Genomic DNA, 22,914 nt, shown 5'->3' with positions numbered 1-22,914 from the left:
GGTATCAACATATCTGGCGTTGATTTTTGGCACGCTGTTGAGTTCTCAAGGAACGGACGCTTTCTTTGTACTCACCCTCTCGGGCTTTCCTCCGGGCGCTTCCCTTCGGTCCTGCTGTCTTGCGTTTCCGACTCTATCAGACCGTTTCCGGTTCCGATTTCCTCGGTGCTTTCCAGGTTTTCGCTTTCGCGTTTCCCTTTCCGGCGAGTCCGACTCTATCAGACCCTTTCAGGCCCGATTCCCAGTCGAAGTGGGGGTTGTCGTCCCGGCTGTTGGGCCGTTCCGACGAGTGAGACTTTAGCGGAATCCTGGCCCCCGAGCTAATCGGGGTTACGCCCTCTCGAACGCGGATTCCTCATTTCGCAAACACGCATGAAAGCGAACCGACGACGGATCGTCGATCGCTGTGTGCTTGTTGCGGAATGGCTGTCCGGGGACCAACCGAAGTCGGCGCTCACGTCGGACAACTCGGAGAACACTACGTAGCGGGCAGGGGCGTGTCAACTCGGGTACGGGGACCACCCCTGAGGCGTACGCTCGGTCCCATGACTACGCACGCGTGCACCCAGCTGTGGTGGGCCGCCTGACGGCGGCCGTACATACGCGTGTACTCAACGGCCGCCCCCTCGGCGGCCGTTTTTGTATCTCCTTCCTGGAGCGCCGGCCGGCGGTGGTGGCGGCCTCGACCAGGAGGTAGAGGGATGAAGCGGGTCTTCAGCGGGATCAAGCCGACCGGGCATCTGACGTTGGGCAACTACCTGGGGGCGATGCGGCGCTGGAGCGCGGTCGACCAGCACGAGGCCGACGCGTTGTTCTGCGTCGTCGACCTGCACGCGCTGACCGTGGACCACGATCCCGGACGCGTACGCAGGCTGAGTCGGCAGGCGGCCACCCTGTTGCTGGCCACGGGGCTCGATCCCCAGCTGTGCACCGTCTTCGTACAGAGTCATGTGGATGAGCACGCGCGGCTGTCGTATCTGCTGGAGTGCGTGGCCACGGACGGCGAGATGCGCCGGATGATCCAGTACAAGGAGAAGGCGGCGGCCGAGCGGGCGCGGGGCGGGAGTGTGCGGCTGTCGCTGCTCACCTATCCCGTGCTGATGGCCGCGGACATCCTGGCGTACGGGACCGACGAGGTGCCGGTGGGGGACGACCAGACCCAGCACGTGGAGCTGACGCGGGATGTCGCGGTGCGGTTCAACCAGCGGTACGGGCGGACGTTCGTGGTGCCGCGGACCACGCATCCGGAGGTGGCGGCCCGGGTCATGAACTTGCAGGACCCGACGTCGAAGATGGGGAAGTCCGACGACGTGGGGCCCGGGGTCGTCTATCTGCTCGACGAGCCCGAGGCCGTGCGGAAGAAGATCATGCGGGCCGTGACGGACAGCGGGAGCGAGGTCGTTCACGACCGGGAGGCCCGGCCCGGCGTCTCGAACCTGCTGGAGATCCTCGCTGCCTGTGAAGGTGGGAACCCGAACGACCTGGCCGGTGTATATGAGACGTACGGATCCTTGAAGAAAGACACCGCCGAGGCCGTGGTGGAGTTCCTCAGGCCCGTACAGCAGAGGCACAAGGAGTTGTGCGCCGATCCTGCTTACGTGGAAGGGGTGTTGCGCGAGGGTGCGGAGAAGGCCAGGGAGATGGCGCGGCCGAGGGTGGACGCGGCGTACCGGGCGATCGGGTTGCTGCCGGCAGGTTGAAGCTCGGTGACGGGGACGGACACGGTCACGGTCACGGTCACGGCGCGGGACGGCGACGGCGGCGGCGACCTTGAGCGGTGAGGAGCGGAGGGGGGCCGCTCCCGCACCGTCGGGTTCTAGCTGTTGCCGGAGGCCAGTGCGCGGCTGCGGTCGCGGGCTGCTTCGAGAGCCGCGATGAGGGCGGCCCGTACACCGTGGTTCTCGAGTTCGCGGATGGCGTTGATCGTGGTGCCCGCGGGGGACGTGACGTTCTCGCGGAGCTTCACGGGGTGCTCGCCGCTGTCGCGGAGCATCACGGCGGCGCCGATCGCGGACTGGACGATGAGGTCGTGGGCCTTGTCGCGGGGCAGGCCGAGCAGGATGCCGGCGTCGGTCATGGCCTCGACCAGGTAGAAGAAGTACGCCGGACCCGAGCCGGAGAGGGCGGTGCAGGCGTCCTGCTGGGACTCGGGGACGCGGAGCGTCTTGCCGACGGCGCCGAAGATCTCCTCGGCGTGCGCGAGGTGATCGGCGGTGGCGTGGCTGCCGGCGGAGATGACGGACATGGCCTCGTCGACGAGGGCGGGGGTGTTCGTCATGACACGGACGACGGGGGTGCCCTGGGCCAGGCGCTCCTCGAAGAAGGAGGTGGGGATGCCCGCCGCGCCGCTGATGACCAGGCGGTCGGCGGGGACGTGCGGGGCGAGTTCGTCGAGGAGGGTGCCCATGTCCTGGGGCTTGACCGTGAGGATCAGCGTGTCCGCCGTCTTGGCGGCCTCCTGGTTGCTGACCGGGGTGACGCCGTGGCGCTCCCGGAGTTCCTGGGCGCGCTCGGGGCGGCGGGCCGTGACCAGGAGGTCGGCGGGGGCCCAGCCGGCTCGGATCATTCCGCTGAGCAGGGCCTCGCCGATCTTGCCGGTGCCGAGCACTGCGACTTTCTGGGTCATGTTCGGTTGCCCTCCGGGGGTGCGTCGTCCGGGGCCCATCCTCGCACCGGGGGCATGGGTACGGGCCGCGCTGTCCGCTGGGCGGGACGCGGTCAGGCCGTGCGGCGGCGGAGGGTTGCCGCGCCGAGTGTCAGTACGAGCAGGGCGCAGGCCGCGACGATCAGGGCGTCGCGGACGAAGGCGGCGGTGACGTCGGTGTGCTTGAGGACTTCGTTCATGCCGTCGACGGCGTACGACATGGGGAGGACGTTGGAGATGCCTTCGAGTACGGGGTGCATGTCGGGCCTCGGGGTGAACAGGCCGCAGAGGAGGAGCTGGGGGAAGATCACGGCCGGCATGAATTGGACGGCCTGGAACTCGGAGGACGCGAACGCCGAGACGAAGAGGCCGAGGGCGGTGCCGAGCAGGGCGTCGAGGAGGGCGACGAGGAGGAGCAGCCAGGCCGAGCCGGTGACGTCGAGACCGAGGGCCCAGACGGCGAGGGCGGTGGCGAGGACCGACTGTATGAGGGCGATCGCCCCGAAGGCGAGGGCGTAGCCGGCGATGAGGTCGCCCTTGCCGAGGGGCATGGCGAGGAGGCGTTCCAGGGTGCCGGAGGTGCGTTCGCGGAGAGTGGCGATGGAGGTCACCAGGAACATCGTGATGAGGGGGAAGATGCCGAGCAGTGAGGCGCCGATGGAGTCGAAGGTGCGCGGGCTGCCGTCGAAGACGTAGCGGAGCAGCAGAAGCATCAGGCACGGGATGAGGATCATCAGCGCGATCGTGCGCGGGTCGTGGCGGAGCTGGCGCAGGACGCGGGTCGCGGTGGCGGTGGTACGGGCGAGGTTGATCGCGCGCGGCTCGGGGAGCGCGGTCGGGCTCGTGCGTGGGGTGGCGGTCGTGGTCATCGGACGGACTCCTTGCGGGACTGGTTGTCGGCGGCGGCCGCGATCGCTTCGTCGACCAGGTGGAGGAAGGCCGCCTCGACGGTGTCGGTGCCGGTCCGGGTGCGCAGGGCGTCCGGGGTGTCGGCGGCGAGGATCTCGCCCGCGCGCATCAGGAGCAGGCGGTGGCAGCGTTCGGCCTCGTCCATGACGTGGGAGGAGACGAGGAGGGTGGTGCCCCGGTCGGCGGCGATGGTGTGGAAGAGCTGCCACAGGTCGCGGCGGAGTACGGGGTCGAGGCCGACCGTGGGTTCGTCGAGGACGAGGAGTTCCGGGGTGCCGAGGAGGGCCACGGCGAGGGAGACGCGGCTGCGCTGGCCGCCGGAGAGGTTGCCCGCGAGGGCGTCGGCGTGGGAGGCGAGGTCGACGTCGGAGATGGCGTGCTCGACGTTCTCGTGGCGGCGGTCGGCGGCGGCGCGACCGGGGTCGAGGATCGCGGCGAAGTAGTCCAGGTTCTGGCGGACCGACAGGTCGTCGTAGACGGAGGGGGCTTGGGTGACGTAACCGATGCGGGAGCGGAGGGCGGCGTGGCCCGCGGGGAGGCCGAGGACGTCCAGGGTGCCGGTGACCTTGGCCTGGGTGCCGGCGATCGACCTCATCAGGGTGGATTTGCCGCAACCCGAGGGGCCCAGCAGACCGGTGATCCGGCCGCGGGGGACGTCGAAGTCGAGTCCGCGCAGGACTTGGCGAGGGCCTCGGACGACGGTGAGGCCGGCGGCGTGGACCGCGGGGTGGTCGGAGGGTGGTGGCGTGGGGGCAGGGGTGCCGGACGCATTATTCATCATGTGATGAATAATGCGCCTGGGCGGAGACCCCGTCAAGCAGCCTGGGCGACGATCAGGATGATCTTGTAGCTCTCCTCCACCTGGCCGTCCGGGAAGGTCTTCAGGAGGTGTGCGCGCTCTTCGGCGAAGAAGGCGGCCGTCGCGTCTTCTCCGAGGACCAGGAAGACGGAGTAACTGCTGATGTTGGCGAGGTGGGTGTCCAGGGGGACGGTTCGGCTCCAGCGGATTTCGTGGCGGGTGCAGGCGGGCATGTACGGGGCGCGGGCGAAGACGTCCTCCGTATGGGCCCGGCGGCCCGAGCCGCGCTTCTCGGCGACGTCACCGCCGATGAACTCCTCCACGCGCCGGTTCTGCTCCGCCTGCCAGGGGACGTCGAGGGCGGGGTTGTTCCACCAGAGGGCCAGGGCGCCGGAAGGGCGCAGGACGCGCATGGCTTCGGGGAGCGAGCGGGACGGGTCCGTCCAGTGCCAGGACTGGGCGTAGGTGAGGAAGTCGACGGAGTCGGTGGCCAGGGGCAGCGAGTCGCCGTCGCCCCGGACGATGGGGGTGTCGGGGAGGGAGCGGCGGAACTGGGACGCCTCCGTCGCCGGGTTCGACCGCGATCACCTCGGCGCCGCGGGCCAGGAGGAGCGCGGTGGCTATGCCCGTACCGGCGCCCACGTCCGCGATGCGGGCGCCCTTGAGCGGGCGGGCGGCGGCTCGTTCGATGGTGTCGAAGAGGGTGGGGGGATAGGAGGGGCGGTTGGCGGCGTACTGGGCTGCCGCGCGGTTGAAGGAGTGGGCGTAGGTGGGGCGGGAGGGGGTTTCGGCGGTCATGGGTTCATCGTGGCCGTCCGCGCCGTTCCCCGCGCCCCCTTGCGGGCGGGGCTGTGCTCTAGCCCTGTCGCCGGGTGCGGGCCGTTCGCGCAGTTCCCCGCGCCCCCCAAACAGGCGGGGCTGGTCGCGTCGTTTCCCGCGCCTCCGGTGCGTTCCTCGTGCGCCTCGGAAGCGGGGTGTAGCCCGTTTTTTTGGGGGTGCGGGGAACTGCCCGGGTGCTCCCGACCGGGCCCGCAGGTGATGGCGGGTCTAGTTGCGTTTGCGGTGGGGTGTCGTTTCGTGTTCCTGGCGGTGGAGGCTTTCGCCCGGGGCCTCCGTCAGCGAGCGGAAGAAGTACGCGGTGAGGGTGCCGACGAAGCCGATGGTCAGCAGGCCCCGCAGTGCGGACTGGCTGTCCGGAGCCGGGCGTTTCGTGTAGCCCGCCCACGTGTGGCGGAATGCGAGCGCGCTGCAGACGGCGAACATCACCACGACCAGTCCGGTGACGAAGCCGCCCACAGCCGCGATCTCCAGTCCCTCGTACGCGAAACGCAGGACCAGGCAGCTGACCGCGATCGCGACGAGCGAGCCGATGGTCACGGCCGCGCGGCGGACCGCGTAGCCGCCGTCGTGGTCCACCCAGGTCGTCCCGAAGAAACGGATCGGTTCGGGGCGGGGTCCCGCAGAACCTGCGCGGCCTGCGGGACCGGTAAGACCGGCGGAAGTCGTGCCTGGTTTGTCGCTCACGACTCGATTATCGCCTCGGCGACGGCGTCAGGCGCAGCGCGATGCCACGTACCCGTCGCTTCCGGTGCGCACGTACGCGTCGGAGACGTACTCCCCGACCTCGATGTTGTCCCAGATCTTCGTCGTCCCGTAGGGACCGCTGATCGTCTCCCCCGGGCGCTGGCAGAAGATCGGGACCTTGGAGCCCGGCGCCAGGGTGCGGATCAGGCGGTACTGGGTGCCGGGGCCGCTGCGGACGTTCAGGGTGTAGCCGGGTGCGATCGAGTAGAGCGTCTGTGCCGCGACCGCCGCGGCCGCCTGAGCGCTCGCCTCCGCACTCGCCTCCACGATCTCCGCGCTCTCCGCCGTGGTCCCCGTCTCCACGGTTCCCTCGGCTCCCTCGGTCGCTTCGGTCGCTTCGGTTTCTCTCACTTCTTCAACAGCCATGTGTGTCTCCCCGTTGGATGTGGTGCACGCGGTGTCTCGAATGTGGTGTCTCGAAACGCTGTCTTTGTTTTGTGCACGCGGAGGCTAGCAAGCCGCGTGGGTCTCGTACGAACCATCGACTAGGCTCCGTGCGTCGCGCGTGCGTACGCAATTCACGGGGGTGGACGATGCCGCCAAGACGCATCGCCGGATCGGATGCCGAAGCGGAACTTCCCGAGTACGCAGGGCAGTACCGCCTTGAGTCACGCCTCGGCTCGGGCGGCATGGGCGTGGTCCATCTGGCCCGCTCGGCGTCGGGGCTGCGGCTCGCGGTGAAGGTCATCAACGTCGAGTTCGCCAGGGACCCGGAGTTCAGAGGGCGTTTCAAGCAGGAGGTGGCGGCCGCGCGGCGGGTCAGCGGCGCGTTCACCGCGCCGGTCGTGGACGCCGACCCTGAGGCGGACCGGCCCTGGATGGCCACCCTGTTCATACCGGGGCCGACCCTCGCGGAGCATGTGAAGCGGAACGGTTCGCTGTCGTCGGCCCAGTTGCGTCAGGTGATGGCCGGGCTCGCCGAGGCGTTGCGCGACATCCATCGTGCCGGTGTGGTGCACCGCGACCTCAAGCCGAGCAACGTTCTCCTCGCCGAGGACGGCCCCAAGGTCATCGACTTCGGTATCTCACGGCCGTCGGACAGCGAACTGCGCACGGAGACCGGCAAGTTGATCGGCACTCCGCCCTTCATGGCCCCCGAGCAGTTCCGCCGCCCGCGCGAGGTGGGACCGGCCGCCGACATCTTCGCGCTCGGGTCCGTGCTGGTGCACGCGGCGACCGGGCGCGGGCCCTTCGACTCCGACAGCCCTTATGTCGTGGCCTACCAGGTCGTCCATGACGAACCGGACCTGACGGACGTCCCCGACGACCTGGCTCCGCTGATCGCCCGCTGCCTCGCCAAGGAACCCGACGAACGGCCGACGCCCGACCAGCTCATGACCGAGCTGCGGCATGTCTCGTCCCTCTACGACACGCAGGCGTTCATCCCGGCGCAGCGCACGGCGGAGGCAACGGAGGCGGACGCGGGTGCGGGGGCGGGTGCGGCGAAGTCGGCGGCCGAACCGGGGGACGTCGTGGTCGACTCCCGTGACCGTACGACTCACGTGCGCGGCAAGCCGCGTACGCCCGCGGCCCCCGACGACAACGGCGGCAGCGACAGCGGCAGCGGACGCCGTCGGGGACTTCTCGCCGCCGCGATCGGTGTCGTGGCCGTGCTCGCGGTCGGCGGTGCGCTGCTGGCCGGGTTGCCGGGCGACGACCGTGACGGGGGCTCCGGAGTTCGCGCCGGGGCCGGGCGCGCGTCCGGCGCCGAGGCGTTCCGGCCGTGGGTCACGAAGGTGGGCACGGGCCGGGAGGGCATGGCCAAGTGCACGTACGGCGGTGGAGCCCTGCTCTGTGCCGGTCCCGGTGTGCTCGCCGGCGCCCTCGGTCCGCGGGACGGAAAGGTGCGGTGGACGCGCTCGGCGGAGACCGGGGAGGACAGTTCGGTCTCCGCGCCCGTCCTGTCCGGGGGTCTCGTGCACGCGGTCACCGCGGCCGGCGGGCAACTGGTCGCACTCGACCCCGCCACGGGCAGGACCCGCTGGAAGCTGAACACCTCGGTGTACGGGGGCGGTGCGCAGTACGCGGGCGACACCGTTCTGCTGACCTCGGGCGACGGCACGGTCACCGGCGTCGACGGGAAGACCGGGAAGCGGCTCTGGAGCGGGCGCGTCGCCGACGGGGCCCAGCCCGCCTTCGCGTACTTCGGCGGCGACCTCGCGTACGCGACGACGCTGACGTCCGACGGTACGGGCACGCAGGTGATCGCGGTCGATCCACGGACCGGGGACGTGCGCTGGCGACACCGCCTCGACGGGCTGCTCACTCCGGTCGGCACGCGAAAGGGCACTCTCTGGCTCACCGCCGAGAACGCGTCCCAGGAGACGCGGAGCATCGTCGGATACACGCCGGGCGGTGCGTCGGGCAGCGCATCCGGCGGCACATCGGGCGGCGAGAAGGAGCAGCGGATTGCGCTCGACCTCCCGCTTCCGTCCGCCTCGGCCGCCCTGCACGGCGACGCGGTCTATTTACTGGCCGCGGGTGGTGCGCTGGTGGCCGTCGACATCGAGGCCGGCAAGCAGCGCTGGCATCGTGAGACCTCGGTCAGCAGAGCGTCGGCGCCGACCGCCGACGACCGGAACGTGTACGTCAGCGCCCCTGACGGCCGGCTGCTCGCGGCCGATGTCCGTACCGGGAAGCTCGTGGGCCAGACGCCTCCTCGGCTCGGCGACGACGGCGAACGGGTCGTGGCCGAGGTGCTCGCACCCATGGTCGTGGGCGACCGGGTCTACGCGAGCGCGCCCGACGGCAGCGTCTTCGCCGTGGACGCCCGCAAGCCCGCCGACTGGTGACCGATGACTGGTGACTGGGTGACTGGTCCCGGGTCCCATGTCCCTGGTCTCCGGTGACTGCTGACACGTCCCGGTGAAACGGCGAACCCGCCCGGTGCGGAGAACCGGGCGGGTTCGGTGTGCCGAGAGGCGGCGGCGAGCCAGTCAGGGCGAGCCCCGGGACGGCCGCTGCGGCGGCGGACTAGCCGAGCATCGAGACGTCCCGGACGGCGCCCCTGTCCGCGCTGGTCGCCATCGCGGCGTACGCGCGCAGGGCGGCCGAGACCTTGCGCTCGCGGGCGACCGGGGCGTACACGCCGTTCAGTGCCTCGCGGCGCTCGGCCAGTTCCTCGTCGGAGACCAGGAGCTCGATGCTGCGGTTCGGGATGTCGATGCGGATGCGGTCGCCGTCCCGGACGAGGGCGATCGTGCCGCCCGACGCCGCCTCGGGCGACGCGTGACCGATGGACAGGCCCGAGGTGCCGCCGGAGAAGCGTCCGTCGGTGACCAGGGCGCAGGTCTTGCCGAGACCGCGGCCCTTGAGGAACGACGTCGGGTACAGCATCTCCTGCATGCCGGGGCCGCCCTTGGGGCCCTCGTAGCGGATGACGACGACGTCGCCGTGCGTGATCTCCTTCTTGAGGATCTTGTCGACGGCCTCCTCCTGCGACTCGCAGACGACCGCCGGGCCCTCGAAGGTCCAGATCGACTCGTCCACGCCCGCCGTCTTCACGACACAGCCGTCGACGGCGAGGTTGCCCTTGAGGACCGCGAGGCCGCCGTCCTTGGAGTACGCGTGTTCCGCCGAGCGGATGCAGCCGCCCTCCGCGTCCTCGTCGAGGGCCGCCCAGCGCTCGGACTGGGAGAAGGCCGTGGACGAGCGGACGCCGCCGGGCGCCGCGTACCACAGCTCCAGGGCCTCCGGGGAGGGCGAGCCGCCGCGGACGTCCCAGGTCTTGAGCCAGTCCGACAGGGACGGGCTGTGCACGGCGTGCACGTCCTCGTTCAGGAGGCCGGCGCGGTGGAGTTCGCCGAGCAGGGCGGGGATGCCGCCGGCCCGGTGCACGTCCTCCATGTAGTACGTCCGGTCCTTGGCCACGTTCGGGGCGACCTTGGCGAGGCACGGCACGCGGCGCGAGACCGCGTTGATCTCGTCCAGGCCGAACGGGACGCCCGCCTCCTCGGCGGCGGCCAGCAGGTGCAGGATCGTGTTGGTCGAGCCGCCCATGGCGATGTCGAGGGCCATGGCGTTCTCGAAGGCCGCCATCGTGGCGACGTTGCGCGGCAGGACCGACTCGTCGTCCTGCTCGTAGTAACGCCGGGTGACGTCCATGACCGTGCGCGCCGCGTCCTCGTACAGGCCTTTGCGGGCCGTGTGCGTGGCGAGGACCGAGCCGTTGCCGGGGAGGGAGAGGCCGATGGCCTCGGTCAGGCAGTTCATGGAGTTGGCCGTGAACATGCCGGAACACGAGCCGCAGGTCGGGCAGGCGTTCTCCTCGATACGGAGGATGTCCTCGTCCGAGATCTTGTCGTTCACGGCGTCGGAGATCGCGTCGACCAGGTCGAGCGTGCGGACCGAGCCGTCGACCAGCGTGGCGCGGCCGGACTCCATGGGGCCGCCGGAGACGAAGACCGTCGGGATGTTCAGGCGCAGGGCCGCCATCAGCATGCCGGGGGTGATCTTGTCGCAGTTCGAGATGCAGATCAGGGCGTCGGCGCAGTGGGCTTCCACCATGTACTCCACGCTGTCCGCGATCAGGTCGCGGGAGGGGAGGCTGTAGAGCATGCCTCCGTGGCCCATCGCGATGCCGTCGTCGACGGCGATCGTGTTGAACTCACGCGGGATGCCGCCCGCGGCCGTGATGGCCTCGCTCACGATCCGGCCGACCGGCTGGAGGTGGGTGTGGCCGGGCACGAACTCCGTGAAGGAGTTGGCGACCGCGATGATCGGCTTTCGGCCGATGTCCGCGCCCGGTACACCGGAGGCGCGCATAAGGGCGCGGGCGCCCGCCATGTTGCGTCCGTGGGTGACTGTGCGGGACCTCAGCTCGGGCATGGCCGCTCGCTCCTTCGGAGAGTGTTGACTGCTGTCGAGCGTACGCCCGGCATCCAGGGTTCGGACATGGTGTCCGGTATGCGGGATTGCTGTCTCGGCGGTTGACTCGGGTTCGAGGGGTGCGGGGCGCTCAGCGCTGGGCGACGGGCGGGCGGGTGGGCTTCGGGTCCGGGGCCGCTGTGGGTGGTCGTGCGGTTCCCCGCGTCCCTGGAGGCAGCGGAGGCAGCTCAGGGAGCTGTCAGGTGGGACTGGATCACTGGGGAGACCCGGGTGATGATCTGTTCCGGGGCCGCGGAGGCGAGGGGTTCCACCTTGATCACGTAACGGAGCATCGCGATGCCCACGAGTTGCGCGGCGGCCAGTTCGGCGCGTAGTTCGGCGTCCGGGAGGTCCAGCTGGAGGGCTACGCGGCGCAGCAGCTGGGTGGAGATCAGCCGGCGGAAGACGCCGGCGGCGGTCTCGTTGTTCACGGCGGAGCGGACGATCGCGAGCAGGGCCTTGCGGGTGGCCGGGTTCTCCCAGACGCCGAAGAAGAAACGGGCCAGCCGCTCGCCCACGCCGTCGAGGGGGCCCTCGCCGATCGAGCCGGGCGCGCTCAGCAGGGGGCCGATGGCGACCTCGATGGCCGCCTCGAAAACCTGCTCCTTCGTACCGAAGTAGTGATGTACGAGCGCCGCGTCCACGTCCGCCGCCTTCGCGATGGCGCGCATGGAGGTCTTCTCGAAGCCCCGTTCCGCGAACTCCTCGCGGGCCGCCGCCAGGATGCGGTCGCGGGCCGCGGGGGTGTCCTGCGAGTCCGTACGGGAGGGGCGTCCCCGGCGGCGCGGGGTGGCGGCGGTCATGTACGCGGGACCCGGACCGCCGAAGCCAGGTGGAGGCGGGTGAAGGCGAGGGCCTCCGCGAGATCGGCCTCGCGCTCGGCGCTCGACATGGCCCGGCGGGTGTTGACCTCGATGACGACGTGGCCGTCGTAGCCGGACAGGGCGAGCCGTTCGAGCAGCTCGGCGCAGGGCTGGGTGCCGCGGCCGGGGACCAGGTGCTCGTCCTTGATGGAGCCGCTGCCGTCGGCGAGGTGGACGTGGCCGAGGCGGTCGCTCATGCGGTCGATCATCTGGAGCGCGTCCGTGCGGGCCGTCGCGGTGTGGCTCAGATCGATCGTGAAGTGCCGGTAGTCGTCCTTCGTCACGTCCCAGTCGGGTGCGTAGGCGAGCATCTCGCGATCGCGGTAGCGCCAGGGGTACATGTTTTCGACGGCGAATCGTACGTCCGTCTCGTTGGCCATCTGCCAGATTCCGGTGACGAAGTCACGGGAGTACTGGCGCTGCCAGCGGAACGGGGGGTGTACGACCACCGTGCTCGCGCCGAGCTTCTCGGCTGCCGCCCGGGCGCGCTGGAGTTTGGTCCACGGGTCGGTGGACCAGACGCGCTGAGTGATGAGCAGGCAAGGAGCGTGTACGGCGAGGATCGGGATGCGGTGGTAGTCGCTGAGGCGGCGCAGGGCTTCGATGTCCTGGCTGACCGGGTCGGTCCACACCATCACCTCGACGCCGTCGTAGCCGAGGCGTGCGGCGATCTCGAAGGCCGTCGCTGTCGACTCCGGATAGACGGAGGCCGTGGACAGGGCGACCTTCGCATCCGGGATGCGCACGACTGGTTCTGCCACGGGGACAGGTTACGGGGTGGGTCCGTCGGGTGTGGCGGGGTGGGGTTGTTTGGCCGAGGGCCGTCGGTTTGGGGGGTGGGGGTGAGGTGGTGGCCGGTTCGGGGATTGTTGCGCCGTTCCCCGCGCCCCTTAGGGAGTCGGGGGTGGCCTCGTACGGTGGGTGATCGTGGGTCGGGGGTGCCCGCGCCGTTCCCCGCGCCCCTTAGGGAGTCGGGGTGGCCTCGTACGGCGGGTGATCGTGGGTCGGAGGTGCCCGCGCCGTTCCCCGCGCCCCCTAGGGAGTCGGGGGCGGCCCCGTGCGGCGGGTGATCGTGAGTCAGGGGTGCCCGCGCCGTTCCCCGCGCCCCTTAGGGAGTCGGGGTGGCCTCGTACGGTGGGTGGTCGTGAGTCGGGGGTGCTCGCGCCGTTCCCCGCGCCCCTTAGGGGCGGGGGTTAGGTCGGGGGCATTTGGTCCAGGGTTCGGAGGATTACTCCCTCTCGGAGGGCCCAGGGGCAGATCTCCACCGTTTCCACTCCGAACAGGTCCATCGCGCCCTCGGCCACCACCGCGCCGGCGAGGAGCTGGTTGGCGCGGCCCTCGGAGACGCCGGGGAGTTCCGCGCGTTCGGCGGTCGTCATGGAGGCCAGGCGCGGGACCCAGTCCTCCAGGGACCGGCGCTTGAGCTCGCGCTGGACGTACAGGCCGTCGACCGAGCGGGCGGCACCCGCGAGGCGGGCGAGCTGCTTGAAGGTTTTGGACGTGGCGACCACGTGGTCGGGCGCGCCGAAACGGCTGAACTCCCCGACCGTACGGGCGATCTGCGCCCGCACATGGCGGCGCAGGGCCTTTATGTCCGCCGGGTCCGCCGGATCGGTCGGCAGCCAGCCCGCGGTCAGCCGGCCCGCGCCCAACGGCAGCGAGGCCGTCGCGTCGGGCTCCTCGTCTATCCCGTACGCGATCTCCAGCGAACCGCCGCCGATGTCGAGGACGAGCAGTTTCCCGGCCGACCAGCCGAACCAGCGGCGCGCGGCGAGGAAGGTCAGCCGTGCCTCCTCGGCGCCGGTGAGGACCTGGAGTTCCACCCCGGTCTCCTCGCGCACCCGGGCCAGTACCTCGTCGGCGTTACTGGCCTCACGCACCGCGGAGGTCGCGAACGGCAGCAGGTCCTCGACGCCCTTGTCCTCGGCGGCCTGCAACGCCTCCTGGACGACGGCGATCAGTTTGTCGACACCCTGGGCGTCGATCGCGCCGCTGTCGTCGAGGAGTTGGGCGAGCCGTAGCTCCGCCTTGTGCGAATGCGCGGGCAGCGGGCGCGCGCCGGGGTGTGCATCCACCACCAGCAGGTGCACCGTGTTCGAACCCACGTCCAGGACACCGAGTCTCATGTACGGCACGCTACTGCGCCCGGGCCGCTCGGCCGTCCCCAGAGTGCTCGTCAGCGACTTACTCTGGACTGGTGCCAAAGACGAAAAAGGCGAAGAGCGACAAATCGGACGAGGGTTCCGCCACGGGGTCCGCGGAGGATCCGCTTCGGGTGAACACGTCCGGGTCCAAGAGGACAGTGAAGTCGGAGAAGGCGGAGAGGGTGGAGAAGGCCGGGAAGGCGGGGAAGCTTCCCAAGCCTCCCAAGGGCGACGAGAAGGGGCTCGACTTCGCGCGCGCGTGGGTGGAGTTCCCGGATCCGGCCGACGACGAGCAGATCTTCCGCTGCGATCTGACCTGGCTGACCTCTCGCTGGAACTGCATCTTCGGAAGCGGCTGCCAGGGGATCCAGGCGGGCCGCGCGGACGACGGATGCTGCACGCTGGGCGCCCACTTCTCGGACGAGGACGACGAGAAGCGCGTGGCCGGTCACGTGGCGAGGCTCACGCCGGACATCTGGCAGCACCACGACGTGGGGACCGCGACCGGCTGGGTCTCGCAGGACGAGGACGGCGACCGGCAGACGCGCCCGTACGAGGGGTCCTGCATCTTCCAGAACCGCCCCGGTTTCGCCGGCGGCATGGGCTGCTCGCTGCACATCCTGGCCGTCAAGGAAGGCCGGGAGCCCCTGGAGACCAAGCCGGACGTCTGCTGGCAACTGCCGGTCCGGCGGACGTACGAGTGGATCGACCGGCCCGACGACACGCGGGTGCTGCAGGTCTCGATCGGCGAGTACGACCGCCGCGGGTGGGGTCCCGGCGGGCACGACCTGCACTGGTGGTGCACGTCGGCGACGTCCGCCCACGGCGCGGGCGACCCGGTCTACGTCTCGTACCGCCCGGAACTGATCGAACTGATGGGCAAGTCGGGCTACGACCGCCTGGTGGAACTCTGCGAGGAACGCCTGGCTTCCCAGCTCCCCCTGCTGGCCCCCCACCCGGCGGACCCACCCCACACCCTCAACTAGAGCCCACGGCAAGGCCGCACCCCCGAAGGGGCGCGGGGAACTGCGCGGCCGGCCACAGCGGACCCGCGCCGCCCAGAAAACCACCCGCGGAAGCGGTCAACTCCCCGACGGGCGCGGCTCACCGCTGCCGTCACCGGTGCCGCCGCCCCCCGGCGCAGACCCTCCGGGGGAACCCGGCGGAGGCTCCGGCTCCGGATCGGACGGCTCCGGCCCGCTGGGCGTCGGCTCCGACCCGGGATCCGACGGCCCGGGATCGGACGGCGTCGGCTCGGACGGCGACGGCTCAGGATCCGACGGCCCCGGACCGGGTCCGGGTCCAGGCCCGGGATCCGACGGCCCGGGCCCACTCGGCGCGGGCGGATCCGGCCGGGGCCCCGGCTGCGAGGGCCCCGCGGTCCCGTACCCGCCGATGGTGACCACCGCCCCCGCCGGCCCCACCGACACCCGCGCGCTCCACGCCCCGATCGGCTCCCGCAGCGGATCGACGTACACCTTGATCGTCAGCGACTCCCCCGGTTCCAGCGTCCCCGACGACTGGCTCAGATAGAGCCAGGACGCCCCGGTCCGCGCCGACCAGCGGACCGCTGAATCGCCGGTCGCCGTGAGGGTGATCAGTGTCGTGTCACCGCTGGAACCGGCCGCCACGGAGAGCCCGCTCCGCTGCCCCGGCGCCACACTGACGACCTCTACGGAGACGTCGGACGAGCCGCTGCGCGGGGTGAAGCGGGAGCCGGGCCGCGTATGGGCGTTGCCCGCGTTCTCGTAGCCGGCCGCCCCGCCGCCGAGTTCGTCGGGGCCCTGCGCCTCGTTCGCGGTGACCGGTCGGCCGTCGGCGCCCTCACCGATGAGGGGCGCCCCTCGATAGGCCGCCCACAGGGCGAGTACCGGGGCCGCCACGACGGTGGCGACGACCGTGGTCGTGACGGCACGCGCGCGCAGCCGGTCACGACGGGCCGCGTGGTCCTTGGGGTCCATCGGGAAGCCGCGCCGGTCGAAGCGCGGACCGGCGCCCCGCGCGCGCGGCAGACGCGTCATCGCCAGGTGGAGGGCCGCGCGCGGGGCTTCGAGTACAGGCAGCGCGGCGGGCGTGACGCTGGTGCCGGGCCAGGAGCCGGGGCCCGCGCGCTCGGCGGTCCGGCGGCAGCGCGGGCAGTCGTCGACGTGCCGGACCAGTTCGCGGCGCAGGGCCGTGCTGAGGACGAGGTGGTGGTCGCCGGTGAGCCGGGTCACGCCCGGACAGGTACCGGTCTCGACGACGGCCAGGGCCGCGCGCGTGCGCTCGACCTCGCAGGCGCCCGCCGCGAGGAGTTCCCGGGCGGCCACCGGGTCGGTGCCGAGGACGGCGGCGACCTCGTGCGCGGCGAGCTGGTGGCGTACGGCGAGTTCGAGCGCCTCGCGCTGCTCGGGCGTCGTACCGGCCGCCTCCGGCCAGGCGAGCAGGGCGAGTTCGCGACGGCGACGGTCCTTCTCGGCGTCGTCGAGGAGGTCGGCGGCCCGCTCGCCGTCCCGCCCACCGACGTGCTCGTGGACGCCCGCACCGCCTCGGTCGCCGGCACGGCCACCGGCGGTACGGCCGCCGACGCGCCCGCCGGTCCGGTCTCCGGCACGGTCTCCGGCATGGTCATCGACGTGCGCACCGGCCCGCCCCCTGGTACGCCCCGGTCCCGCGGAAGCGGCGGCACGGGCGGCGGCGGGGGCACCCTCGGCCCGGGCTTCGGGACGAGGGCCGTCCGGGGCAGCCGGGCCGGCGCCGGAGCGGCCGGCGGCGTGGGCGCCGTGGGGCCGCTGCCTGGCCTCGGCGAGCTTGCGCAGGCAGGACCAGCGGGCCAGCGCGTACAGCCAGGCCCTGCGGTCGTCGGGCGTCTCCCGGCCGCGATGACCGCGGCGCTCGGCGAGTGCGAGGACGTCCCCGAGGGCGGCGGTCGCCGTGTCGTGGTCGCACAGCACGGACAGGCAGTAGGTGAACAAGCCGTCCAGGTAGGGCTCGTAACGGGTCGGCGGGCACTGCGCCACCGTGCGCGCCGCTGCCCGGTCGCGCGCCTCGCGGTGCGCCCGGTGTGCGCCGGTGGTGCGGGTCGAGGTCTCGGGACTGCTGCTCATCACCCGTGCGACCGTAGGTGCCTTGTGGCGGCCCCTTCTCCCCGCTTGAGCACATTTAATCCATACGGGTGAAACGATCCCTCATAAGAGGGCAGGGGCCCTGTATCGCGTGTCGTGTCCCTGCGTTTCTCGGTCACGCTCCTGTCGCATCTCTGTCGTGCCCCTGCCGGATCACCGTCGCACCGTGGCCGGTTCGCGAGGAACGCCCCGTTATCGGCATCGGTCGGCGAACGGGCCGTCACCGCTCTGTCAGTGGCGGCGGTTACGGTTCGTGTCATGGCTGCCCGTACGAAGACCGCGAAGGACCGGCCGTCCTACCGCTGCACCGAGTGCGGCTGGCAGACGGCCAAGTGGCTCGGCCGCTGCTCCGAGTGCCAGGCCTGGGGCACGGTCGAGGAGTACGGCGCGCCCGCGGTGCGTACGACGGCCCCCGGCCGCGTCACCACGAACGCGCTGCCCATCGGTCAGGTCGACGGCCGGCAGGCGACCGCCCGCTCGACCGGTGTGCCCGAGTTGGACCGCGTGCTCGGCGGCGGCCTCGTACCGGGCGCGGTGGTGCTCGTGGCGGGCGAACCGGGCGTCGGCAAGTCCACGCTGCTGCTGGACGTGGCGGCCAAGGCGGCTAGCGACGAGCACCGCACGCTCTACATCACGGGTGAGGAGTCGGCGAGCCAGGTCCGGCTGCGCGCCGACCGCATCAAGGCGATCGACGACAACCTCTTCCTGGCGGCGGAGACCGACCTGTCGGCGGTCCTCGGCCATCTGGACGCGGTGAAGCCGTCGCTGCTCATCGTCGACTCCGTACAGACCGTGGCCTCTCCGGAGATCGACGGCGCCCCCGGCGGCATGTCCCAGGTCCGCGAGGTGGCCGGGGCCCTGATCCGCGCCTCCAAGGAGCGCGGCATGGCCACCCTCCTGGTCGGCCATGTCACCAAGGACGGCGCCATCGCGGGACCGCGTCTCCTGGAACACCTGGTGGACGTCGTGCTGAGCTTCGAGGGCGACCGGCACGCGCGCCTGCGCCTCGTACGAGGCGTCAAGAACCGGTACGGCACCACGGACGAGGTCGGCTGCTTCGAACTGCACGACGAGGGGATCACCGGGCTCACCGACCCCTCCGGGCTGTTCCTCACCCGCCGGGCCGAGCCCGTCCCCGGCACCTGTCTGACCGTCACCCTCGAAGGCCGCCGCCCGCTGGTGGCCGAGGTGCAGGCGCTCACCGTGGACACCCAGATCCCCACCCCGCGGCGTACGACCTCCGGGCTTGAGACCTCCCGGGTCCAGATGATGCTCGCCGTCCTGGAGCAGCGCGGCCGGATCAGCGCCCTCGGGAAGCGGGACATCTACACCGCGACGGTCGGCGGCGTGAAGCTGTCCGAGCCCGCCGCGGACCTCGCGATCGCGCTCGCGCTGGCCAGCGCGGCGAGCGACACCCCGCTCCCGCAGAACCTCGTCGCGATCGGTGAAGTGGGGCTCGCGGGCGAGGTCAGACGGGTCACGGGCGTCCAGCGCAGACTCGCCGAGGCCCACCGTCTGGGCTTCACCCACGCCCTCGTTCCGAGCGACCCGGGCAAGATCCCTCCCGGTATGAAGGTCCTGGAAGTCGCCGACATGGGGGACGCTCTCCGGGTCCTCCCGAGGTCGCGTCGGCGAGACGCCCCACGGGACGAGGAAGACCGCCGGTAGACTTTGCCCAGGTCTCGCCCGTCCGTACGAACCGAGGGCGCCCTCAAAAAGCCTGCGACCGGAGGAGTGCAGTGGCAGCCAACGACCGGGCAGCAGTTCCCGGCAAGTCCGGCGGGAGTTCCGGCACCGATGGCCTGATGCGCACGGCTCTCAGCGCTGTGGCACCCGGCACAGGGCTGCGTGACGGCCTGGAGCGAATCCTCCGCGGCAACACCGGCGGGCTCATCGTGCTCGGCTGGGACAAGACCGTCGAGGCCATGTGCAGCGGCGGATTCGTGCTGGACGTCGAGTTCACGGCGACGCGGCTGCGCGAGCTGTGCAAGCTCGACGGCGGCATCGTGCTGGACAAGGACATCACCAAGATCCTGCGGGCCGGTGTGCAGCTGGTGCCCGACCCGACGATCCCCACCGAGGAGACGGGTACGCGGCACCGCACGGCGGACCGGGTGAGCAAGCAGGTCGGCTTCCCCGTCGTCTCCGTCTCCCAGTCCATGCGCCTGATCGCGCTGTACGTGGACGGGCAGCGGCGGGTCCTGGAGGACTCGGCCGCGATCCTCTCCCGTGCCAACCAGGCGCTGGCCACGCTGGAGCGGTACAAGCTCCGGCTCGACGAGGTCGCGGGCACGTTGTCCGCGCTGGAGATCGAGGACCTGGTCACCGTCCGGGACGTGTCCGCGGTGGCGCAGCGGCTGGAGATGGTGCGCCGGATCGCCACGGAGATCGCCGAGTACGTGGTGGAGCTGGGTACGGACGGGCGGCTGCTGTCCCTGCAGCTGGACGAGTTGATCGCCGGGGTCGAGCCCGAGCGGGAGCTCGTCGTGCGGGACTATGTGCCCGAGCCGACGGCCAAGCGGTCCCGCACGGTGGACGAGGCGCTGTTCGAGCTGAACGCGCTCAGCCATGCGGAGCTGCTCGAAATGCCCACCGTGGCGCGGGCGTTGGGGTATACCGGGTCGCCCGAGGCGCTCGACTCCGCGGTGTCGCCGCGCGGGTTCCGGCTCCTGGCCAAGGTGCCGCGGCTGCCGGGCGCGATCATCGACCGGCTGGTCGAGCACTTCGGCGGGTTGCAGAAGCTGCTCGCGGCGAGTGTGGACGACCTGCAGACCGTGGACGGGGTCGGGGAGGCGCGGGCGCGCAGCGTGCGGGAGGGGCTCTCGCGGCTGGCGGAGTCGTCGATCCTCGAACGCTACGTGTAGCCGTCCGGCGGTTTGGCGGGGCCCTCCGGGGGGCGGGCTCGATCGTGGGGTTCGGGTGCGCCCCGGTGCGGGCCGTTCGCGCAGTTCCCCGCGCCCCTAAAAGCAACGGGGCGGCAGTCTGACCCGTTCGTCGGGTGCGCCCCGGTGCGGGCCGTTCGCGCAGTTCCCCGCGCCCCTGAAAGCACCAGGTCGGCGTGTGGGCGGGCTTCTTGGGGGCGCGGGGAACTGCGCGATCTTTTGGGTGCCCCCGGCGGGCCCGCGCCCGTGGCGCAGAACGGACGTCGTGCGTCGTCTTCGCGAGGCGGGTGGTCAGTCCTTCTTCAGGACGAAGGACGTCTGGGACTTGGGCAGCCCCGCCGGCTTCGCTTCGACCAAGTACGTGCCCGGCGTCGCCGACAGCGCCGGCGGAGTCGCGCACTGCGGCGCACTCGCCTTGCGGTTCCACTCGACCGTGCGGATGACCTGATCGTTCGCCGGGATGCGGAACAGAACGCTCGCCGCACCCGTCGGGCAGTCCGCCGAGGACCAGATCTCGTCGTCGCTCTTCGCCTGAGTGATCGTCAGGACCGCGCTCTTCGGACCGAGATCGAGCTTGCAGTCACTGCCCGAGGAGTTCTTCGCGATCAGTTCGAACGTGGGCTTCTCGTCGGGCGTGTACGAGTTGTGGACGCTGCGCAGCGTCAACTTCACCGACCCGGGCGTGCAGTTGGGAAGGCTGGACCCGGCCGGAACCGTGTCGCCCGACCCACCGCCACCCTCGCCGTCGTCTGCGCCGCCCCCACCGGAACCCGAGCCGGAGCCGGAACCCGAACCGGCCCCGCCCGCTCCCGCGGAACCGCCGGAGCCCCCGGAGCCTCCCGAACCCCCGGAGCCCCCCGACCCTTCGGAGCCGCCGTCGCTCGACTCGTCGCGCCCGCCCGGCGCTTGGCTGATCGCGGACTCCGAGTCCGAGGGGCCGGGCGTGATCGACGCGGTGGGGTTCTTGCCGTTGTCCCCGTCGGCGTCGTTCCTGCCGCCGCCTCCGCCGTCGGAGGTCACCACCCAGGTGACCAACAAGGCCATCACGGCGAACATGGACGCCAGAATGGCCCTCCGTCGCCAGTAGATGGAGGAGGGAAGCGGCCCGACCGGATTGCGCAGAGATCCCACGGCGCAAACTGTACGAGAGATCGGGGAGTTCACTGGCCCCACCCGCCGTCAACGGCCCCAACTTTTTCCGATCATCAGCTCGGAGGGCCGTCAGGGAGCACCTTCAGGGGCGTTTCGGGGGCGCGGACACCACACGACGCACCCCGGCCACCCGCACCCGCACACGCACCCCCGCATGAAAGAATCGGCCGTGCCATGACTGCGCCCACGAAACCCTCCCCCCACGCCCAGGCCGGCACAGCCGAGACCATCGGCGACGACCTGCACGCCCCCGTCATCGACTGGTTCGAGGAGAACGCCCGCGACCTCCCCTGGCGGCGGCCCGACGCGGGCCCGTGGGGGGTGATGGTCAGCGAGTTCATGCTGCAGCAGACCCCGGTGAGCCGCGTGCTCCCGGTCTACGAGCAGTGGATGGCCCGCTGGCCGCGCCCCGCCGATCTCGCCGAGGACACCCCGGGCGAGGCCGTCCGCGCCTGGGGCCGCCTCGGCTACCCCCGCCGCGCCCTGCGCCTGCACGGCGCCGCGGTCGCCATAACGGAGCGGCACGGCGGCGACGTACCCACGGAGCACGCGCAGCTGCTCGCGCTGCCCGGCATCGGCGAGTACACGGCGGCGGCGGTGGCCTCGTTCGCGTACGGGCAACGGCACGCCGTCCTCGACACGAACGTGCGGCGGGTGTTCGCGCGCGCGGTCACCGGCGTCCAGTACCCGCCGAACGCCACGACCGCCGCCGAGCGGAAGCTCGCCCGCACGCTCCTGCCCGACGACGAGCGCACGGCCGCGCTCTGGGCCGCCGCGTCCATGGAACTCGGCGCGCTCGTCTGCACGGCGAAGAACGAGACGTGCGTACGGTGCCCGATCGCCGCCCTGTGCACGTGGCGGCTGGCCGGGAAGCCCGCGCACGACGGACCGCCGCGGCGCGGCCAGACGTACGCGGGTACGGACCGGCAGGTGCGCGGCCAGCTGCTCGCCGTACTGCGCGAGGCGGTCGACCCCGTCCCCCAGCCGGTCCTCGACCGTGTCTGGGAGGAACCGGTGCAACGGGCCCGCGCGCTGGACGGACTGGTCGCCGACGGACTCGTCGAACCGCTCGCCGGCGGTCTGTACCGGCTCCCGCAGAGCTGACCCACAGCCGTCACCGAGCCCGGTGACAGGCCCGCGGCGGGCAAAACGCCCCGTACCCGCCCCAGTCGGCACCTCGTTTTACCCAGGCCCTACTTCCGTTACACAACCTATGGACAGCCGAGCGCTTGTCGCATGCTCGCTCGGACAACCCCGTGACAACAGCTCCGTAACTTCAGTGCCGTACCGCGGACCAGCGGTACGGCAGGCAACGGACAGCCGGCAGCACCCAGGCCGGTACGGGGACGGAGGCGGTTGGAATGGCGCACGGCGAGGTGCTTGAGTTCGAGGAGTACGTACGCACTCGGCAGGACGCGTTGCTGCGCAGCGCACGCCGTCTGGTCCCCGACCCGGTCGACGCCCAGGACCTCCTGCAGACCGCGCTGGTACGGACGTACGGACGCTGGGACGGCATAGCGGACAAGCGCCTCGCCGACGCCTATCTGCGCCGCGTCATGATCAACACGCGTACGGAGTGGTGGCGGGCCCGCAAGCTGGAGGAGGTCCCCACCGAGCAGCTGCCGGACGCGAGCGTGGACGACTCCACCGAGCAGCACGCGGACCGCGCGCTCCTGATGGACATCATGAAGGTGCTGGCTCCCAAGCAGCGCAGCGTCGTCGTGCTGCGACACTGGGAGCAGATGTCCACGGAGGAGACGGCCGCCGCCCTCGGCATGTCGGCCGGCACGGTCAAGAGCACACTGCACCGGGCACTCGCCCGGCTCCGCGAGGAGCTGGAGCGCCGGGCCCGTGACGAGGACAGCGACAACAACGGGAACGGCGGGCTCGGCGCAGGTGTGCCGGAGCGTGAGGAGCGGGAGCGTTGCGCGGCCTAGACCCAGAGGCTCCGCGGACCCGTGGGGTCC

The 22,914-nt window shown here is 71.3% G+C and carries 18 protein-coding genes and 1 pseudogene; 7 read left to right on the top strand and 12 right to left on the bottom strand.

The genetic code is table 11. The annotated features are described in order from the left end of the window. Positions 1-701 precede the first annotated feature (701 nt). Positions 702-1,700 (top strand): tryptophan--tRNA ligase, encoded by a 999-nt coding sequence (gene trpS / locus IE278_RS17555; RefSeq protein ID WP_189773309.1) that lies wholly within the window; start codon positions 702-704, stop codon positions 1,698-1,700. 116 nt (positions 1,701-1,816) lie between these two features. Here trpS and proC read toward each other — a convergent pair whose 3' ends face one another. From proC to IE278_RS17525, 6 genes and pseudogenes are all read right to left on the bottom strand, one after another. Next, entirely contained in the window at positions 1,817-2,626 is an 810-nt protein-coding gene (proC, locus tag IE278_RS17550; protein ID WP_189773307.1) for a pyrroline-5-carboxylate reductase, read from the bottom strand. 92 nt (positions 2,627-2,718) lie between these two features. Then, complete coding sequence (locus tag IE278_RS17545) at positions 2,719-3,513, bottom strand: ABC transporter permease (RefSeq protein WP_189773305.1); 795 nt, start codon at positions 3,511-3,513, stop codon at positions 2,719-2,721. Further along, positions 3,510-4,334: an ABC transporter ATP-binding protein gene (locus IE278_RS17540; protein ID WP_189773303.1), complete on the bottom strand. Its 825-nt coding sequence runs from the start codon at positions 4,332-4,334 to the stop codon at positions 3,510-3,512. Before IE278_RS17540 ends, IE278_RS17545 begins: the two co-directional genes overlap by 4 nt. A gap of 32 nt (positions 4,335-4,366) precedes the next feature. Further along, a pseudogene (locus IE278_RS17535) lies at positions 4,367-5,150 on the bottom strand (class I SAM-dependent methyltransferase). 249 nt (positions 5,151-5,399) lie between these two features. Continuing rightward, positions 5,400-5,876 (bottom strand): EamA/RhaT family transporter, encoded by a 477-nt coding sequence (locus tag IE278_RS17530; protein WP_189773301.1) that lies wholly within the window; start codon positions 5,874-5,876, stop codon positions 5,400-5,402. A gap of 27 nt (positions 5,877-5,903) precedes the next feature. Beyond that, positions 5,904-6,302: an SH3 domain-containing protein gene (locus tag IE278_RS17525; protein WP_189773299.1), complete on the bottom strand. Its 399-nt coding sequence runs from the start codon at positions 6,300-6,302 to the stop codon at positions 5,904-5,906. A gap of 167 nt (positions 6,303-6,469) precedes the next feature. Here IE278_RS17525 and IE278_RS17520 point away from each other — a divergent pair, with 167 nt between their 5' ends. Continuing rightward, positions 6,470-8,728, top strand: a complete 2,259-nt coding sequence (locus IE278_RS17520; protein WP_189773297.1) for a serine/threonine-protein kinase — start codon at positions 6,470-6,472, stop codon at positions 8,726-8,728. 181 nt (positions 8,729-8,909) lie between these two features. Here the strand turns inward: IE278_RS17520 and ilvD are convergent, their stop codons facing one another. The 4 genes from ilvD to IE278_RS17500 form a co-directional block, all read right to left on the bottom strand. After that, entirely contained in the window at positions 8,910-10,763 is a 1,854-nt protein-coding gene (gene ilvD, locus IE278_RS17515; RefSeq protein ID WP_189773295.1) for a dihydroxy-acid dehydratase, read from the bottom strand. Between the two features lie 227 nt (positions 10,764-10,990). Beyond that, positions 10,991-11,605: a TetR/AcrR family transcriptional regulator gene (locus IE278_RS17510; RefSeq protein WP_189773293.1), complete on the bottom strand. Its 615-nt coding sequence runs from the start codon at positions 11,603-11,605 to the stop codon at positions 10,991-10,993. Next, positions 11,602-12,426 (bottom strand): sugar phosphate isomerase/epimerase family protein, encoded by an 825-nt coding sequence (locus tag IE278_RS17505; protein ID WP_189773291.1) that lies wholly within the window; start codon positions 12,424-12,426, stop codon positions 11,602-11,604. Before IE278_RS17505 ends, IE278_RS17510 begins: the two co-directional genes overlap by 4 nt. A gap of 432 nt (positions 12,427-12,858) precedes the next feature. After that, positions 12,859-13,791 (bottom strand): Ppx/GppA family phosphatase, encoded by a 933-nt coding sequence (locus tag IE278_RS17500; protein WP_189773289.1) that lies wholly within the window; start codon positions 13,789-13,791, stop codon positions 12,859-12,861. A gap of 71 nt (positions 13,792-13,862) precedes the next feature. On the opposite strand from IE278_RS17500, the gene IE278_RS17495 reads away from it, so the two are divergent. Then, a complete protein-coding gene (locus IE278_RS17495; protein ID WP_189773287.1) occupies positions 13,863-14,795 on the top strand; it encodes a DUF3109 family protein in 933 nt (310 codons plus the stop codon). 96 nt (positions 14,796-14,891) lie between these two features. Here the strand turns inward: IE278_RS17495 and IE278_RS17490 are convergent, their stop codons facing one another. Further along, positions 14,892-16,895 (bottom strand): BACON domain-containing protein, encoded by a 2,004-nt coding sequence (locus tag IE278_RS17490; protein ID WP_220451679.1) that lies wholly within the window; start codon positions 16,893-16,895, stop codon positions 14,892-14,894. 276 nt (positions 16,896-17,171) lie between these two features. Between IE278_RS17490 and radA the strand changes: the two genes are divergently transcribed. Together radA and disA are read left to right on the top strand one after the other, a co-directional pair. After that, complete coding sequence (gene radA, locus IE278_RS17485; protein WP_189773284.1) at positions 17,172-18,581, top strand: DNA repair protein RadA; 1,410 nt, start codon at positions 17,172-17,174, stop codon at positions 18,579-18,581. 71 nt (positions 18,582-18,652) lie between these two features. Continuing rightward, positions 18,653-19,777 (top strand): DNA integrity scanning diadenylate cyclase DisA, encoded by a 1,125-nt coding sequence (gene disA, locus IE278_RS17480; protein WP_107022362.1) that lies wholly within the window; start codon positions 18,653-18,655, stop codon positions 19,775-19,777. 309 nt (positions 19,778-20,086) lie between these two features. Here disA and IE278_RS17475 read toward each other — a convergent pair whose 3' ends face one another. Continuing rightward, on the bottom strand, positions 20,087-20,926 hold the full coding sequence (locus tag IE278_RS17475) for a hypothetical protein (RefSeq protein ID WP_189773282.1): 840 nt from the start codon (positions 20,924-20,926) through the stop codon (positions 20,087-20,089). Between the two features lie 195 nt (positions 20,927-21,121). Here IE278_RS17475 and IE278_RS17470 point away from each other — a divergent pair, with 195 nt between their 5' ends. Then, positions 21,122-22,051: an HhH-GPD family protein gene (locus IE278_RS17470; protein WP_246570363.1), complete on the top strand. Its 930-nt coding sequence runs from the start codon at positions 21,122-21,124 to the stop codon at positions 22,049-22,051. Positions 22,052-22,308: 257 nt separating this feature from the next. Further along, a complete protein-coding gene (locus IE278_RS17465; protein ID WP_189773280.1) occupies positions 22,309-22,884 on the top strand; it encodes a SigE family RNA polymerase sigma factor in 576 nt (191 codons plus the stop codon). Positions 22,885-22,914 lie beyond the last annotated feature (30 nt).

This window comes from Streptomyces tauricus (assembly GCF_014650955.1).
Taxonomy (GTDB): domain Bacteria; phylum Actinomycetota; class Actinomycetes; order Streptomycetales; family Streptomycetaceae; genus Streptomyces; species Streptomyces tauricus.
Note: the sequence above shows the minus strand (reverse complement) of the source record. Positions and strands in the feature narration are given on the sequence as shown.